Source organism: Myxococcus faecalis, from assembly GCF_050039385.1.
Lineage (GTDB): Bacteria > Myxococcota > Myxococcia > Myxococcales > Myxococcaceae > Myxococcus > Myxococcus fulvus.
Genome location: NZ_CP144336.1, coordinates 6,888,759 through 6,904,629, shown reverse-complemented (window position 1 = coordinate 6,904,629; position 15,871 = coordinate 6,888,759). Strand labels below are relative to the sequence as shown.

Here is a 15,871-nt window from a genome sequence, read left to right as displayed (position 1 = left end):
AGGTCCACCCATGAGCCAACGGCCTTGGCTTCTCATCGCCATCCTGAGCAGCGCGGTCTTCGGAGTGGCCTACGTCGGCTTCGCGGACATCGGCACCGTGTGCGCCTGTCACGACGGAACCTTCTCGGATGGCCTGCGACTCCCGCTCGACGACAAGGACGCCTTCTGCGCCAGCAGATGCAAGGGCCCGGGCGGAGGCCGCTGGCTCCGCGATGGAGGTATGTCCCTCGCGGAAATCGAGGCAACCCGGGCCTCGCTCGGCGACGCGCCGTAGCCCGCGCCCTGCTCAGGCCCCCGGAGCCGGAGCGGCCTCCGGTCCACGCGGCAGCACCGACTGCGCCACCAGACTCAGCGCCACGACGAGCGCGCAGCCGATGACGTTGTACCAGAGGTAGCCGATGTCACTGAGCATGAAGAGCCCAATCACTGTCGCCTGCGAGATGACCGCCGCGGCGAACACCGCATGCCCTCGCACGAACTTGAGGAAGAACGCGACCAGGAAGATGCCCAGCACCGTCCCATAGAAAATCGAGCCCAGGATGTTCACCGCCTGGATGAGGTTGTCGAGCAGCGACGCGAAGGTCGCGAACCCCACCGCCACCAATCCCCAGAACACCGTGAACAACTTCGACGCGATGAGCACGTGCCGGTCCGACGCCTCCGGACGGAACACCCGCCGGTAGAAGTCCACCGTCGTCGTCGCCCCCAGCGCGGTGAGCTCACTCGCGATGGAGCTCATCGCCGCGGACAGGATGACCGCGATGAGCAGACCGAACAGCCCGCTGGGCAGCCACCGCTTCACGAAGCTGATGAAGATGTAGTCAGAGTCCTTCGTCTCCGCCCCCGGCAGCGCCCGCGTCACCAGCGCCTTGGCGTCCTTGCGGACCTGGCTCGCCTCTCCCGCCGCGGCACGCAGCGCCTCACGCACACCCGTGCGCGAAGCCTCGTCCTCCGCCGACAGGTACCGCTCCACCTGCGCGCGCTTGCTCGACTGCACCTCTTCCCACTTCGTCTCCAGCGCCGCGTACTCCGCCGCCTGCCCGGAGCCTCGCATCCGCTCGCCCAGCGTCTCGTTGAACAGCAGGGGGGGCGTGCTGAACTGGTAGAAGACGAAGACCAGGATTCCGACGAAGAGAATCAGGAACTGCATCGGAATCTTCAGCACGCCGTTGAACAACAACCCCAGCCGGCTCTCCGTGATGGAGCGCCCCGTGAGATAGCGGCCCACCTGAGACTGGTCCGTGCCGAAGTACGACAGCGCCAGGAAGAAGCCGCCCGTGAGTCCGGACCAGAAGTTGTAACGGTCCTGCACGTTGAAATCGAAGCTCACCACGTTCATCCGACCGAACGCGCCCGCCACGTCCACCGCGTCACCGAACGACACGTGCGAGGGCAGCCGCCAGAGGATGACCAGCGCGGCCACCACCATGCCGCCCATCATCACCACCATCTGCTGCTTCTGCGTCTGGCTGACGGCGGTGGAGCCGCCCGTCACCGTGTAGAGGATGACCAGCGCCCCCATCGCCACCACCGTGGGCTCCAGCGCCCAGCCCAGAATCGTGGAGAGGATGATGGACGGCGCGTAGATGGTGATGCCCGCCGCCAGCCCCCGCTGCACCAGGAACAGGAAGGCGCCGAACAGGCGCGTCTTCAGGTCGAAGCGCGACTCCAGGTACTGGTACGCCGTGATGACGTTCAGCCGGTAGTAGATGGGGACGAACACCGCGCTGATGAGAATCATCGCGAACGGCAGCCCGAAGTAGAACTGCACGAAGCGCATGCCGTCTTCGTAGGCCTGTCCCGGAACGGAGAGGAACGTGATGGCGCTGGCCTGCGTGGCCATCACCGCCAGGCCGATGGTGGGCCACTTCAGCTCACGAGTCCCCCGCAGGTACTCCTCCGTGCTCTTCGAGCCCCGCGACTTCCACAACCCCCACGAGACGATGAACACAATCGTCCCGACCAACACCCCCCAGTCGAGCAAGGTCACGAGTACACCCAGGTGAGCGCCGCCGACAGGACGACGAAGAGGACGAAGGAGCCGACCACCAGCAGGTAGATGTTGCGCCACGAGCCGAGCAGCGGCGGCGCGTCATCCAGCTCCGGCCGCTTCTCGACGGGCGCGGGAGACGAGGAGGGATTCACGGGAGGGCTCATTGCGCGAGGACGTTCGCCAGGAGGCGGTAGGCGCCGGGGACCCCGGCGGGAAGCTGACGGAAGAAGGCCAGGCCCGTGTAGACGAACACGCCCTTGCCATGACGCGCGACGAGCAACGAGCCCTTCAGCGGCTCCTCGCCCGCGTCGTTCATCGCGAACACCGGGCGGTACTTGTCGTCCCACTTCGACGCGAAGTACAGCCCGCGCTCCTGCACCCAGCCGTCGAAGTCCGCGGACGTCAGCCGGTTGGGCGCGCGCAAGAGCGGCTCGTCCGCCGACACCGGCGTCATCACCGCCGTCTCGTCCGTCACACGCTCGCGGCCAATCTCCAGCGGGTACGGCCCGACGAACGCCGACAGCGGTCCCACGCGGCTGTTGGTGTTGTACTGCACCACCAGGCGCCCACCCTGCTTCACGTAGTCGAGCAGTCGCTCGCGGTGCACCGCGAGGCGCGGGTTCGCGTTGAAGGCCCGCACGCCGACGAGGATGGCGTCGAAGCGCTCCAGCGTCTCCGCGGCCAGCCGCTCCTCGGGCAGCACCGTCACCTCGTAGCCCACCGCCGCCAGGCTCTCGGCCACCTTGTCCCCGGGGCCGGGGATGTAGCCCAGCCGCTTCACCTTCGTCGCCAGCGAGAAGGGAACCAGCGTGGCCTCCGAGTCCTGCCGCACCGCCAGGGGAGGCAGGTGCTCGTACGACACGGTCCGCACCCGCCACGACTCGGCGCGCCCGCCCACGTCGACGACGACGCGCAGGCGCCCCTTCTCCGTCGCGCCCTTGGGCGGCGTCACCTTGAAGTGCACGGTGCGCGCATCACCGCGCGTGGCGAACTGGAACGCATGCTCCGCGGGCTCCGAGCGCCAGCCCTTCGGCAGCTCCAGCCGCGCCTTGCCGCTCACGTCCCCACGCCCCGCGCCCAGGACCACGGCCACCGACTGCGCCGCGCCGTTGGGGAACATCACCCGGTCCCGCTCCAGCGTCGCGGTGACGGCGGGGACGACCTCGAACGCGCGGTACAGCTCCCCGCGCACCGGGTCCGTCCACACGTGCACCACCGGCCGCGTCACCGTGAGGCGACGCCCCGCGGCCTCGTACACGAACGACACCGACAACGCCGGCCCCGCCTCGGGCAGCCCCGTCAGCGCGCGGTCCGAGTCGTCCAGCGCGAACAGGCCGCCAGAGGCGGGCTTGCGCAGCCAGTACGGCGTGGTGACGGCCGCGTCCTGTGGCAGGGCCAGCTTCTTCTCCAGCTTGAGCGGCGCGTGCTCCGCGAGCACCGAGTCCACCGCCACGCGCTCCCCACCCGGCAGCGTCACGCTCACCAGCTTCAGCGCCGCGGGCGAGCGGTTCAGCGCGTGCAGCGTCACCGCCACCGACGTGCCCGGCGTGCCCGTGGCCTCGGCGGCCCGCGCCTCCAGGAACAGTCCCGCGCACGCGGCCACCAGCGCCTCCGTCTCGCGCAGCTTCACGGCCTTCCACGGGTGTTCGTCCGGCAGCGCGGACAGCGCCTCATGCACCTTCAGCAGCGCGGGCACCGAGCGATACGGCGCGCGCGCGTCGAAGCCCCTCTGCGCTTCCTCCACCGCGCGGGCCACGCTCTCCGTGCCCTTCCAGCGGCGCCAGGACAGCTCCAGCCCCTCGAAGACGTCGGCCTTGGGGCGCGTGCCGTCCAGCGGCTGGAAGTACTCGAGCAGCGGACCGCGCTCGGCGGGGACCCCGAAGCCCTGGCTCTTGTGCTGGCTTCGGCTCTCCGCCGAAATCTCTCCCCACGAGCGCCCGAGCAGCGCGTCGTACCCGCCCACGTCCACCTTGAGATAGGCGGACATGTCCGCGTCCGGCTTCAGGCTCCACGTGGAGACGTTGTGCAGCAGCCGGTCCGCCTTCCACGGCTTCACGAGCGACAGCTGCTCCGGGAAGCGCGACGGGTCCGCGGCGGCCGCGAAGGCCTCGGCGGCAAGCAGCGCGGACGCGGTGTGGTGTCCGTGGTTGGGCGGCTTCGTGTTGAAGCGCGTGACGATGACGTCCGGCTGGAAGCGGCGGATGGCGAGCACCACGTCCGCCAGCACCGCGTCATGGCCCCAGATGCGCAGCGCCTCGTCGGCGGACTTCGTGTAGCCGAAGTCCCGCGCGCGCGTGAAGTACTGCTCGGCGCCGTCCACGCGGCGCGCGGCGAGCAGCTCATAGGTGCGGATGAGCCCGAGCAGCTCGTCCTGCTCGGTGCCGATGAGGTTCTGTCCGCCATCGCCGCGCGTGAGCGAGAGATAGCCCGCGCGCAGGCCGCGCTCTCCGACGAGCCAGGCGAGAAAGCGCGTGTTCTCGTCGTCCGGGTGGGCCGCGACGTAGAGCACGCTGCCCGTCACGCCGAGGCGCCGCAGGCCCGCCGCGATTTCTCCCGCGTGCGGTTGTCGAGGTGTCTGCGCGAAGGCCGTGGTCCCGATTCCAAGGCTCATGGCCAGCGTCATGCCGAAGGTGAGCAGGGTTCGCATCCGCCGCGGACCCTACAACAAGGACCCGCCTCACGCGCGCGCGGCCTTCATCCGCGATGACGCGGCCAGCCACGCTGGCACGTCGAGTGTGCGCCACGGTCCTTCTGCGTGCCGGAGGAGAGGCGACCTGTTATCACCGCGCACCGTGACGCCCTCGTTTCCCACCGCGTGGCTCCAGGGAGACCCACGCGCGCTCGCCTTCCTGCCCGACCGCTTCCGCCACCGCGCCGCTCGCGCGGAGGCCGCGGCCGCTGCCTCCACCCGCTCCGTCCCGCCCGCGCTGCTCGAGGTGCTGCGAGCCCAGAACGCCCGGCTGGCGCCGAGCCCCGCCAGGACCCGACATCTGGAGGAGCTCGCCCAGCCCGGCACCATCGTCGTGGTGACGGGACAACAGATGGGGCTGTTCCTCGGCCCGCTCTTCACGCTCTACAAGGCCGCCGCCGCCATCGTCGCCGCGCGAAAACTCCGGGAAGAAACCGGCCGCCCCTGTGTTCCCGTCTTCTGGCTCCAGACCGAGGACCATGACCTGCCGGAGGTCGACCACTGTTTCGTCGCGAGCCCGAGGGGCGCGCGCTGTCGCGTGTCGCTCGACCTCCCCGACGCGGCCCTCTCTCGCGCGCCCATCGCCCACCAGAAGCTGGGCCCCGGGGTCCTCAAGGCCCTGGAGGCGCTGCGCGCGGAGCTGGGCGCGGAGCCCCAGGCCGAGGAGCACCTCTCCCTGCTCGAGTGGGCCTACCGCCCCGAAGCGACGCTCGCGGAGGCCTTCACCGAGGTGCTCTCCACCCTCTTCGCCGAAGAGGGGTTGGTGTTCCTCGACCCGAGGGACGCGCGCCTCGCGCCGCTGGCCGCGCCCATCCACCGGCGCTCGCTCGAGCACGCGGCCACCCTCTCCACCGCGCTCACCCAGCGCGTGGAGGAGCTGACCCGCGCGGGCTTCTCCGAGCAGGTCTACATCCGCCCTGGCTCGCCGCTGGGCTTCTTCTCCCCGGACGAGGTCGACGGCGCGCGCTACCGGCTGGACCCCGCGGGGCCCCAGACGTGGAGCCTCGTGGGCCACCCGCGCGGCGCCACCGTCACCACAGAGGATCTGCTGCGCGCGCTGGAGCAGGAGCCTTTGCGCTTCACCACCTCCGCGCTCCTGCGCCCGCTGCTCCAGGACACGTGGCTGCCCACCGCCGCGTACGTCGGCGGCCCGGGCGAGGTCTCCTACTTCGCGCAGCTGGCGCCGCTCTACGCGCACGCGGGCCTGCCCATGCCGCTCGTGGTGCCGCGCGCGCGCTTCCGGGTGCTTGATGACCGCGCGCGCAGGCTGCTCCACAAGCTGGGCCTCACCGCGGACGAGGCGAGCCAGCCGCGTGAAGCGCTCCTGACGAAGCTGGCCACGCGCGACGCGGCCGAGCCCTTCGAGCCCGCGGGCGCCGTGGAGGCGCGGCTGTTCGGCGCGTTCTCCGCCGAGCTGGACACGCTGGGCGAGTCGATGCTGAAGCTGGACCCGCGGCTGTTGGACGCGCTCAAGCGCACGCGCGGCACCGTGCGCGCGGCGGTGTCACGCTTGTCGGCCCGCTACGGCCGGGCGCTCGCGCTGCGCGACGAGGTCACCACCGAGCGCGTGGACCGGCTGCGCGCCATGCTGCTGCCGGAGGGCGCGCCGCAGGAGCGCATCCACGGCATGGCCTACCACGCGTGCCGCTTCGGCACGCGGGCCTTCACCCGCCAGGTGCTCGACGCCTGCATCCCCTTCTCCGGCGACCTCCAGGACCTGACACCATGAGCGCGAGCGGCGCGACGTACGGGCTGGAGGCGCTGGCCTTCGGTCCCCACCCGGACGACGTGGAGCTGTTCTGCGGCGGGCTGATGGCGCGGCTCGCGAGCCAGGGCCACCGCACGGGCATCATCGACCTGTCGCGAGGGGAGAAGAGCTCGCGCGGCACGCTCGAGTCGCGCGCGGAGGAGACCCAGGCCGCCTCGCGGGTGCTGGGCCTGGCCGTGCGCGAGAACCTGGAGCTGCCCGACGGCTGGCTCAGCCCGTGGGCCGGCTTCGAGGCGCCCGAGGCCGAGCGCGTGCGCGCGTCCGCCGTCGCGCGTGTGGTGGAGGTGCTGCGCAGGCTGCGCCCGGAGCTGGTCATCGTGCCGTGGGAGGAGGAGCGCCACCCGGACCACGAGGCCGCGAGCGCCCTGGTGACGCGCGCGCTGTTCTTCTCCGGCGTGCGCAAGTTCGAGACCGAGCCCCCCGGCGCGGCCTTCACGCCCCGACAGGTCCTCTACTATCCGCTGCGCCACCTGGCCGAGCCGAGCTTCGTGGTGGACGTGTCCTCCGTCTACGAGACCAAGACGGCGGCCGTGCGCTGCTACGCGAGTCAGGTGGAACCCCGCCCGGGCGCGCCCGCGACGTTGGTGGGCTCCGCGCTGTCGCTCTCCTCCCTGGAGGCGAGGGACCGCTTCTACGGCGCCCAGGTCGGCGTGGCCCACGGCGAGCCGTACGTGGTGCGGGAGACGCTGGGGCTCGTCGACCCGGTGGAGCACTTCCGCCGGAATAGCTTCGAGAAGCCCCTGTTCTTCCCTCACCGCCGATGAGCCCTCCCCTCCGCATCGCCATCACCTGCTTCTCGACATTCGGTGGCAGCGGCATGGTCGCCACCGGCATCGGCCTGGCCATGGCCGAGCGGGGCCACCAGGTCCACTTCATCGCGCGCGAGCCGCCGGTGCGGCTGGCCGCCCTGCCCAGGGGCGTGTCGTTCCACGAGGTGAAGGAGAGCGACTACCCCGCGCTCCAGCGCTCCGGTACGTACCCGATTGCGCTGGCGTCCAAGATGATTGAAGTCGCCACCCAGGCGCACCTGGATGTGCTGCACGTGCACTACGCGGTGCCCCACGCCACGGCGGCGTGGATGGCGCGCGAGGTGTTGGGTGACCAGGCGCCGCGCGTCGTCACCACGCTGCACGGCACGGACACGACGCTCGTCGGCGTGCACCCCAGCTACCTGCCGATGACGCGCTTCTCCATCCTGAAGAGCGACGCGGTGACGACGCCGTCCGCCTTCCTGCGCGACGCGACGTGGAGCGGCTTCGGCATCCCCGACAGCTTCCCCATCGAGGTCATCGCCAACTTCGTGGACACGGAGGCGTACGCCCCCGCGCGCGAGCGCGCACAGCTCAAGGCCCTCTTCCCGGACCTGGGCGACGACGAGCCCGTGCTCGTGCACGTCTCCAACTTCCGCCCCGTCAAGCGCATCACCGACGTGGTGGCCGTCTTCGCCCAGGTGCACCGAGAGCGGCCGTGCCGGCTGGTGATGGTGGGCGACGGGCCGGAGCGCGAGCCCGCGGAGCGGATGCTGCGCGAGCTGGGGCTCGCCCACCGCGTGGCCTTCCCCGGCAAGCAGGAGCGCTTCGTGCGGGTGCTCGCCGCGTCCGACGTGTTCCTGCTGCCCAGTGAGCAGGAGAGCTTCGGGCTCGCGGCGCTGGAGGCGCTCAGCTGCGGGGTGCCCGTGGTGGCCAGCGACGTGGGCGGCATCCCGGAGGTGGTGCGCCACGGCGAGACGGGCCTGCTGGCGCCGCTGGGGGACGTGCGCGCCATGGCGGGCCACGTGCTGGGCCTCTTGCGTGACACGGCGAGGTGGCGGGCCTTCTCCCTCCGGGCGCGCGCCGACGTCGTCGAGCGCTTCAGGCAGGCGCCGGCCATCGACCGGTACGAGTCGCTCTACCGGCGACTCGCGGGCGGAGCCCCCCGACGCTGAAGGAGGGCTCCACCGGGACGGAGGGCTACTTGTTCTTCCAGTCCGCCAGGGCCTTGGAGACCTGGTCCTTGTAGAAGAAGTTCGGGGCCTTCTGGCCCAGGTCCCACGAAATCTGCGCGGCCTTGCGGGCCTCCGCGTACTTGCCGCTCTTGGCGAGGATGTCCGCGCGAATCCACTGGTTGTACCAGTTGGAGTCGATGGCCACGGACGCGTCCGCCAGCTTCAGCGCCGCCGCGTAGTCCTTGGTGGACTCCGCCACGTAGCGGGCCGCCTGGGCGTGCTCACTGGCGCTCTGCGCCACCGCCTTCTCGATGTTCGCCTTGGCCAGCGTCGCGGTGTCCGCCTTGATGGGGACGGAGACGCGCAGCTTCTCCCACTCCAGGTCCAGCGACGTGGTGTCCTCGGTGGTGTTGCTGAACACGTACGTCAGGCGCTCGCGGCTGGGAATCGCCGCCGTGGTGCCGGCGACGGTGACGATGTCGTTGGCGGGCGAGTACTGGGCGGGCGTGGAGAACAGGCCCAGCTCCTTGTTCAGCATCACCTTCCAGCCCTTCTGCGAGGGCAGCGTGACGATGGAGTACGTGCCCGCGGGCACGGCCTTGCCACCGAAGGTGACGTCGTGGCTGAAGGTAATCTTGGTGGCCGCGTTCGCACCCGAGCGCCACGGCTTGTCCCAGGGCACCAGGTCACCCCAGACCTTGCGGCCCTTCACCGCCGGGCTGGAATAGTCGACGGAGATGGACGTGACGCCCACCTCCTGCGTCACCTTGGCGGAGGGGCTGGCCGCGGGCAGCTCCAGCTGGGCGGAGGCGGGGGCCGCGACGAGGGCCACCAGCGCAGAGAACAGACAACCGAGGGCAACGTTCTTCATCGTCCTCACTTCATCCTTTCTGGATTCTGCATCCAGGGTTCTTGAGGGGTGCGAAAGCGCGCGGAGTGTATAGACGAGTCCGGAGCCCACCAAACGCTTCGCGCATGCCCGGACGCGTCATGCTCCGGGCGGCACACCAGACACTCCGGTGGGTGGAGTATTCCCGTCGGACCCCGGGAGCACGAAGCTGCCGGGTGAGGACCTCGCATGAAGCTCACCCGGCTCACCGTCCACCACTACCGCGGCGTCGCCCCCGGCACCGAGCTGACCCCCGGGCCCACGCTCAACCTCATCCTGGGTGAGAACGGCACCGGCCGCACCACGCTGCTGGAGCTGCTGTCCACCGTGCTCGGCTCGGACTTCTCCGGCCTCATCCACGAGCGCTTCGCGCTGGAGTACGAGCTGGCCTTCCCGGGCATGAAGCTGCACGTCTTCGCGCGCAACGACACGCGGGTGCCCGAGCGCGCGGACGCGACGCCCCGGCAGGGCGCGGGGCTGTTGCCGCTGCGCGTGCCCACGCACGAAGCGGGGCTTCAGCCGCTCATCGAGGTGGAGCTGTGGCTGTCGTCGCCTTCGACGCGGCTGGTGCTGCGCGCGGACTCGGAGGGCCTGGACTGCAAGGTGGATGGAGAGAGCGCGTGGTCTCGCACCATGCACTGGTCGCTGTTGGACCGCTCGGTGTGGACGCTGCTGTTCATGACGGCGCAGTACATCGACGCGGGGCTCAAGGAGCGGCTCAAGACGCTCCTGCGCCGCACCTTCCTGCTCGCGCCCCAGCGCTTCGACGAGGCGCTGGGGATGTACGAGAAGCTGGGCGCCATCCGCTACGCGATGGAGGCGCACGACGGGGAGATCTTCCCGCTGGGGTTGATGGCGCTGCCGTCCTGGATGCCAGGGTGGCTCAAGGAGCGCGTGGAGCTGGAGCCCCTGGTGGACGCGCTGGAGCTGCGCCATGACGCGCTGGAGCGCTCGTTCCTCGCGCGCTTCGTGGACATGGCGGGGATGGCCTCCGGGCGGCTGCGTGTGGAGGTGCTGGAGAAGCGCTCGTACGACAACGGCGGGCGCGTGGGCTTCGGCGGCTTCACCTTCCACTTCGCGCGCCGCGACGGGGGCGAGCTGTCACAGGCCGAGCTGGGCTTCGGCCAGAAGCGGCTGCTGTCGCTCCTGTACTACCTGGACGTCAACGAGGACTTCGCCATCCTGGACGAGCCCGCCAACGGCCTGCACCCGCGCTGGGTGGAGGCCGCGCTCGGGGAGATGGGAGGGCGGCAGGTGTTCCTCGCCAGTCAGAGCCCGCTGCCCCTGGAGCACGCGGTGTTCACTTCCGACGAGGAGCTGCGCGCGTCCCTCATCCACTGCGGCCCGGTGACTCACGAGGGGCAGCAGCGCATCGGCTGGGCCCACCCCACGCGGCAGCTCGCCGCGAGCCTCTTCGAGTCCCACCGCGGCGGCGCGCGGCCCCTGGGGACCCTGCTGCGAGAGCAGGGCGTGTGGTGAGCCCCAGGTCAGTCATGGACAGGTGCGGCGAATTGTCGCGGCACCCTCCGGTCTCCGGATGATTGTCGCTGGCAAGTGATTGGGATGCCCCCCGGGCTGCGGCAAAAGGCCACATCGGTGGCGCGCGGGCCGTCTGTTAACCCGGTGCTCCAGCGCAAACCCTTCCACTGGAGGCCCTGCTTGAAGACCTCACTCCCACTCCTGCTCGCGTCCGCGGGCCTGCTGGTCGGCACGGCCGCCCAGGCCCACATCGGCACCTCCGGGGCCGGCCCCGCCATCGAGGGCACGTCCTACGAGGTGCAGTTCACGGTCGGCCACGGCTGCAGCGGCGCGGACACCTGGCGGCTCCAGATTCGAATCCCCGAGGGTGTCACCTCCGTGCGCCCGCTGGACTCCCAGTTCGGCAAGGCGGTGGTGGAGAAGGACGCGAGCGGCAACGTGAAGTCCATCACCTGGACCCGCTCCTCCGCGGCCGAGGTGCTGGCCGCGGACACGCATGCGCACCGCGTCTCCTTGCGCGCGCGCATGCCGAACACGCCGTTCGCGATGGTGTACTTCCCCACCACGCAGACCTGCCGCGACGCGCAGGGACAGGAGACGACGGTGGAGTGGGTGGGCACGTCCGGGGACCACCAGCACGGCGCCACGGACGCCGGCGGCGAGCCGCAGGCCGAGCCCGCGCCCGCCGTCTTCATCTACCCCGCGCGCACGCCGGGCTGGAACAAGTACACCGTGCAGGAGCACGTGCATGACCTGAGCGTGTTCAAGGACGCGCTCATCGTCTGGTCGGGCAAGAGCGCGTACAGCGCCAACCCGGTGACGAAGGAGCTCATCGCGTCCGAACCGGACACGACGCCGCTGACGGAGATTCATCCCGGCACGGAAATCTGGGTCAAGTACTGAGGCGGGAAGGAGGAACGATGACCCGCCATCTGTGCGCCGTACTCGCCGCCTGCGCCGTGCTCGGCGCGTGCTCGGACGATGACAAGAAGCCCTCGGGCTCGCAGCAGGACGCGGGCCCCCTCTCCACCCAGGGGCTCACGCCCTCCGCGCTGGAGCGCCCTCCGACGTCGGGGGGACTGCCCGCGGACCTGAAGCCACCGGGGCGATGACGCAGGACGCGCCCGCTTCCTTTCGAGGGAGCGGGTTCGCGATTATGACGGTCCCATGAACACACTCAGGGACTGGGGTCTTGGGGTCCTGCCATTCGCGGCGCTGGTCCTGCTCTGGCGATTCTCGGTCTGGCGCGAGCAGCGACAAACCCAGACGCTCTACCGCGCCGTCGACGAAGGGGCCGTGAGCGAGGTCCAGGCCCTGCTCGCGAAGCACGCCTTCCCGAACCTGCGCTCGGTGGTCATCGCGAGCGCCGTGGTCAGGGCCGTCGAATCCAGACAGCTCGCCGTGCTCGACTTCCTGCTCAGCCCCGAGCTGAAGCCCGTGTCGCTCACCCAGAAGCTCGAGTCCTTCCTTTACGACCAGTCGATGAAAGGGGGCTGGAGGGGCGTGGTGCTCTGGCGCTCACGTCACGCGCACCCGTTCCTGCCCTGGAGGGACCTGAGCAGGAGGGACAAGTTCCGGCTGAGGTCCATGGCCACCCGAGGTGCCGGGGAGGGGACCTCGAAGGTCTTTCTTCGCCACCACTTCGGCCAGTGGAAGGTCGTCGTCTGAAACGACGTCAGAACTGTCCGGCGCGCGCCTGCTCGAAGGGCACGCGGTGCTTCACGTACATCGTGTCCATCATGTGGTTGCCGATGAGGTTCAGGTTGCCATCGGTGAAGCGGTGCACGACGGCGCCCTTGCCCGCGTCCTTCGCGAAGGCGATGGGGTCGAAGCTGCCGCCCAGGCCGGTGAGGGTGGGGACGGCATCCGCGTTGTTGATGTAGTGCACGTACTGGGGGCCGTCCGGGTAGCGCGTGGATGCCGCGCCGAAGGTCTCCACGCTCAGCTTGCCCATGAGCTTCTCGACCTGCGAGGAGGACATGCCGTCCTCGATGCGCAGCCGGCGCTCCACGTCGAACAGGGCGCGCGCGGTGATGAGGCCGCCCTGGCTGTAGCCCATGAGGTGGACCTCGCGGCCCGCCTTCAGCTCGCCGTAGACGGTGTCCGCCAGGGTGTCCACGGCGGGGTTCTTGCCCTTGTCCAGCTTGTCGCCCACGCACTGGGCCAGGTCCGCGACGAAGCCCTCGGTGGCGTTGTGGATGCCGATGACGCGCGCGTCCGCCTTCTCCGCGATGGCCCGCATCTCGCTGAGCTGGTTCGCTGCCGGCGTGAGGATGCCGTTGATGTAGAGGACGGTCTTGTCGGGGTTCGGGTTGTTCTGCGGCGTGACGCCAGGGATGTCCTTGAGCGGCGTGCCGGGCGGGAAGGTCTGGCCCTTGGCGCCCATCAGCTTGCCGTCCAGCGTCTTGTCCGGCTTGGCGTCGCCGCCGAACAGGCGCTTGACCTCGCTCAGGTGCGTGGCCTCGAAGACGTCCTTGCCCTGCTCCAGGAAGCGAGGGACCTCCTTCAGCCCGTTCTTCGCGGCCTCCACCAGCCCGCCCAGCGGGTTCTTCAGCGACGCGCGCTGGGTCTGCGACGGGGCGACGGGCGTGGAGACGGGGCGGTTACGGTCGATGGGGCTCATGAAGGGCTCCGGCCCATGGGGGTGCTGGGCGTTCCCATCATTTTCTCACACGGGCATCGGGAAGTTGCGTCGGGGCCCCTGGGACGCTCCAACCCCCTGGAATCCGGGGCGCCCCCTCCCGGTGCGCCTGCCCAGGACGTCGAGGACGGCCAACGCGAGCAGCGTGCCCAGGGCGACGAGGAGCCCCAGGCGCAGCCCGGGTGTCCGGTAGCGCAGCTCCACCTGGTGCTGGCCCGCGGGGACCGCCACCGCGCGGACCGCGACATTGGCGGGGAGGATGGCCGCCTCCTGTCCATCCACCCACGCCGTCCATCCGGGCTGCCAGGCATCATTGATGACGAGCACCGCGGGCTCGGAGGCCTCTACTTCGGCGAGCAGGTGCTCGGGCGAAGGACGATCCACGCGCACGGTGCCCGTCAGCCGCTCGGAGGCCTCGGGCAGGGGGCCGCCGGCGCACTCCACGACGGCGACATCGCGAGGCGGAAGCGGCCCCGTCAGCAGGAGACCCAGCGCCTCATCCTTCCCCGCGACACATCGGGGCCGGGCGAGCAGCACCCTCGCCAGCGCCTCCGGATGCTCCACCAGCTTTGTCTCGAACAAGGGGTCCTCGGCGAGCACCCGGACCGTGGGGGGCAACACCACGCCGGAGCCCGCGCGCGTGCTGTGCACCGAGAAGGGCGTGCCCAATCTGGGCGCGAGCTCCCCGTACCAGCGCGACACATCCCGCCTCAGCCCGCGCACCCGCACGCTCTCCCCGGGCATGTAGCCATTGGCGCTCTCCAATCCCCAGAGCGTCGCCGTGTCCGGGAGCAGCCCCGTCGTGAAGCCGAGGCTCAGCCGGCCGTGATGGTCGAGCCCCGGCACCGCCCTCGCGTTGCCGATGGCGCGGACCGACGACCCCACCCGCACCGGCTCGCCAGCGGGCACCCGCTCACGAATCCGGTCCGCGAAGGGCGGCGACAATTCCAGCAACTCCGCCGGCGCGAGCACGTACAGCGGCTCGTGCGCCCACACCAACGCGCCCAGCTCCAGCGCCACGAAGAGCCCGGCTCGCAGCCTGGCCGCCCCCCACGGCCAGGCCAGGGCCGCGCACGCCAGCGCGAGCACCGCCGTCACCGCGCCCGCCCACACGACGTTGCCCGACAGCCCCCCCACGACGACTGGGGGAACCTCCGGCCAGCGCGGTGTCAGCACGCCGCGCGTCCACCACCCGCCCGCCACCTCCCCCAACGCCACCACGGCCCCCAGCGCGCCCAGCACCAGCCCCGCGCCCACGACGGCGCGGCGCGCGCCGTCCTCCACCAGGCAGTGCTTCCAGCCGAGCCCCGCCGCCACCGCCAGACCCAGCGTGACGAGCGGCACCAGCTTCTCCGGGTAGCGGAAGGGGCGCCACAAGGGCAGCACCTGGTACACCCAACCATAGAGAGGGAGCGAGTCTCCCAGGCAGAGCGCGAGCAGGAGCACCCACGCCCCCGCGAGCACCCACGCCCTCGGCCGCCGCGCACAGGCCCAGAGCCCCGCCAGCGCCAGCACACACGCGGGCGCGCCCACGTAGATGGAATCCACCCAGACCCGGCCGAAGCCTCCCGAGGGAACGAGGTTCCAGACGACGACGTCAGGGACGCCGCGCAGCCCGTGCTTGTCCGCCAGGTACGGCCCCATCAACAGCTCCCCCAGCCGCAAGGGGTGGAGCGAGAAGCGCTGGGCCTCCACCACCGAGCGCGCCCCCGGCTCGCCGGACAACACGAGCCCCGCGGCCGGGAACAGCTGCGGCGCGGACAGCAGCGCGCCTGTCACCACCAGCGCCGCACACGTCGTCACCCGACGCCGCCAGCCGCCCGCCTCGGGGTCCACCAGCGCCACCAGCACGACGAGCGCGTTCGTCATCGCGAAGCCCTGCGCGTCCCCCGCGAAGGCCACCAGCGCCAACAACCCCGCCCCCACCGCCAGCCGCCGCGCCGAGGGCGCGCGCAGGAACCGGACCGCGCCCCAGAGCGCCGCGGGCACGGTGCTCGCCGCCAGCAGATAGGTGGGGTTGTTGGTGATGCACACCAGGTAGCCACTGAAGGCGAAGCAGCACGCGCCGAAGAGCGCGCCCGGTCGCGGCACGCCGTACTCGCGCAGGAGCGCCCAGACCCCGAGCATGGCCACCGGGTAGCAGGACAACACGGTGAGCTTCACCGCCGCGCCCAGGGGCAGCACCAGGTGGAAGAGCGACGTGGGGTGGAATGCGCCCGACAGGAAGATGCCCAGGAAGGACTGCCCGAAGCCGTCGTACGCGTACCACTCGGGCAGGTCGAACGCGGACACGCGCTCGGCCCAGAAGGCCCGCATCGGATAGAAGGCGCGCAGCGTGTCGCCCGCGATGAAGACGTCGCTCGAGAAGGCGGCCCGGGCGAAGAACCCCAGCGCCACCACCACCATCCCCGCGAACACCACCCAGGCGCGCCCGCTCGGGACGGCCGCCTGCTTCGATTCGTCCGTCATCGAGCCCCTGGCTTCAAGT

At 70.8% G+C, this 15,871-nt stretch carries 14 protein-coding genes; 8 read left to right on the top strand and 6 right to left on the bottom strand.

The window, feature by feature from the left end; genetic code table 11:
* Positions 1–10 precede the first annotated feature (10 nt).
* The gene (locus tag VZQ01_RS27720; RefSeq protein WP_426745146.1) at positions 11–274 is read left to right on the top strand and encodes a hypothetical protein; all 264 of its coding nucleotides are present in this window, start codon (positions 11–13) and stop codon (positions 272–274) included.
* 12 nt (positions 275–286) lie between these two features.
* On the opposite strand, the gene VZQ01_RS27715 is transcribed toward VZQ01_RS27720, so the two are convergent.
* From VZQ01_RS27715 to VZQ01_RS27705, 3 genes are read right to left on the bottom strand one after another with little or no spacing between them, the layout of a single operon-like run.
* Positions 287–1,990, bottom strand: coding sequence for a sodium:solute symporter family protein (locus VZQ01_RS27715; protein ID WP_426745145.1), 1,704 nt, complete (start codon positions 1,988–1,990; stop codon positions 287–289).
* On the bottom strand, positions 1,987–2,145 hold the full coding sequence (locus tag VZQ01_RS27710; RefSeq protein WP_223748556.1) for a hypothetical protein: 159 nt from the start codon (positions 2,143–2,145) through the stop codon (positions 1,987–1,989). The genes VZQ01_RS27715 and VZQ01_RS27710 overlap by 4 nt, the downstream gene beginning before the upstream one ends.
* A gap of 8 nt (positions 2,146–2,153) precedes the next feature.
* On the bottom strand, positions 2,154–4,640 hold the full coding sequence (locus tag VZQ01_RS27705; RefSeq protein WP_426745144.1) for a PIG-L family deacetylase: 2,487 nt from the start codon (positions 4,638–4,640) through the stop codon (positions 2,154–2,156).
* Between the two features lie 145 nt (positions 4,641–4,785).
* Between VZQ01_RS27705 and bshC the strand changes: the two genes are divergently transcribed.
* Genes bshC through bshA form a run of 3 tightly spaced genes read left to right on the top strand, consistent with a single transcriptional unit; the run spans position 4,786 to position 8,374 of the window.
* Positions 4,786–6,411, top strand: coding sequence for a bacillithiol biosynthesis cysteine-adding enzyme BshC (gene bshC / locus VZQ01_RS27700; RefSeq protein ID WP_426745143.1), 1,626 nt, complete (start codon positions 4,786–4,788; stop codon positions 6,409–6,411).
* Positions 6,408–7,214 carry a bacillithiol biosynthesis deacetylase BshB1 gene (gene bshB1 / locus VZQ01_RS27695; protein WP_223781555.1) on the top strand — a complete coding sequence of 269 codons (807 nt, stop codon included), beginning with the start codon at positions 6,408–6,410 and terminating at the stop codon, positions 7,212–7,214. The genes bshC and bshB1 overlap by 4 nt, the downstream gene beginning before the upstream one ends.
* The gene (gene bshA / locus VZQ01_RS27690; RefSeq protein ID WP_141326300.1) at positions 7,211–8,374 is read left to right on the top strand and encodes an N-acetyl-alpha-D-glucosaminyl L-malate synthase BshA; all 1,164 of its coding nucleotides are present in this window, start codon (positions 7,211–7,213) and stop codon (positions 8,372–8,374) included. The genes bshB1 and bshA overlap by 4 nt, the downstream gene beginning before the upstream one ends.
* Positions 8,375–8,399: 25 nt before the next feature.
* Here the strand turns inward: bshA and VZQ01_RS27685 are convergent, their stop codons facing one another.
* Positions 8,400–9,245, bottom strand: a complete 846-nt coding sequence (locus VZQ01_RS27685) for a DUF2911 domain-containing protein (protein ID WP_194869242.1) — start codon at positions 9,243–9,245, stop codon at positions 8,400–8,402.
* A 207-nt stretch (positions 9,246–9,452) separates the two neighbouring features.
* Here VZQ01_RS27685 and VZQ01_RS27680 point away from each other — a divergent pair, with 207 nt between their 5' ends.
* The 4 genes from VZQ01_RS27680 to VZQ01_RS27665 all read left to right on the top strand — a co-directional run bounded on the left by VZQ01_RS27680 (position 9,453) and on the right by VZQ01_RS27665 (position 12,410).
* Positions 9,453–10,742 carry an AAA family ATPase gene (locus VZQ01_RS27680; protein WP_267699594.1) on the top strand — a complete coding sequence of 430 codons (1,290 nt, stop codon included), beginning with the start codon at positions 9,453–9,455 and terminating at the stop codon, positions 10,740–10,742.
* Between the two features lie 180 nt (positions 10,743–10,922).
* Entirely contained in the window at positions 10,923–11,645 is a 723-nt protein-coding gene (locus VZQ01_RS27675) for a DUF1775 domain-containing protein (RefSeq protein WP_426745142.1), read from the top strand.
* 17 nt (positions 11,646–11,662) lie between these two features.
* On the top strand, positions 11,663–11,854 hold the full coding sequence (locus VZQ01_RS27670; protein ID WP_426745141.1) for a hypothetical protein: 192 nt from the start codon (positions 11,663–11,665) through the stop codon (positions 11,852–11,854).
* Between the two features lie 55 nt (positions 11,855–11,909).
* A complete protein-coding gene (locus VZQ01_RS27665) occupies positions 11,910–12,410 on the top strand; it encodes a hypothetical protein (RefSeq protein ID WP_426745140.1) in 501 nt (166 codons plus the stop codon).
* Between the two features lie 7 nt (positions 12,411–12,417).
* Here the strand turns inward: VZQ01_RS27665 and VZQ01_RS27660 are convergent, their stop codons facing one another.
* Positions 12,418–13,365 carry a hypothetical protein gene (locus VZQ01_RS27660; RefSeq protein ID WP_426745139.1) on the bottom strand — a complete coding sequence of 316 codons (948 nt, stop codon included), beginning with the start codon at positions 13,363–13,365 and terminating at the stop codon, positions 12,418–12,420.
* A 45-nt stretch (positions 13,366–13,410) separates the two neighbouring features.
* Positions 13,411–15,852: a YfhO family protein gene (locus VZQ01_RS27655; RefSeq protein ID WP_426745138.1), complete on the bottom strand. Its 2,442-nt coding sequence runs from the start codon at positions 15,850–15,852 to the stop codon at positions 13,411–13,413.
* Positions 15,853–15,871: the final 19 nt, after the last annotated feature.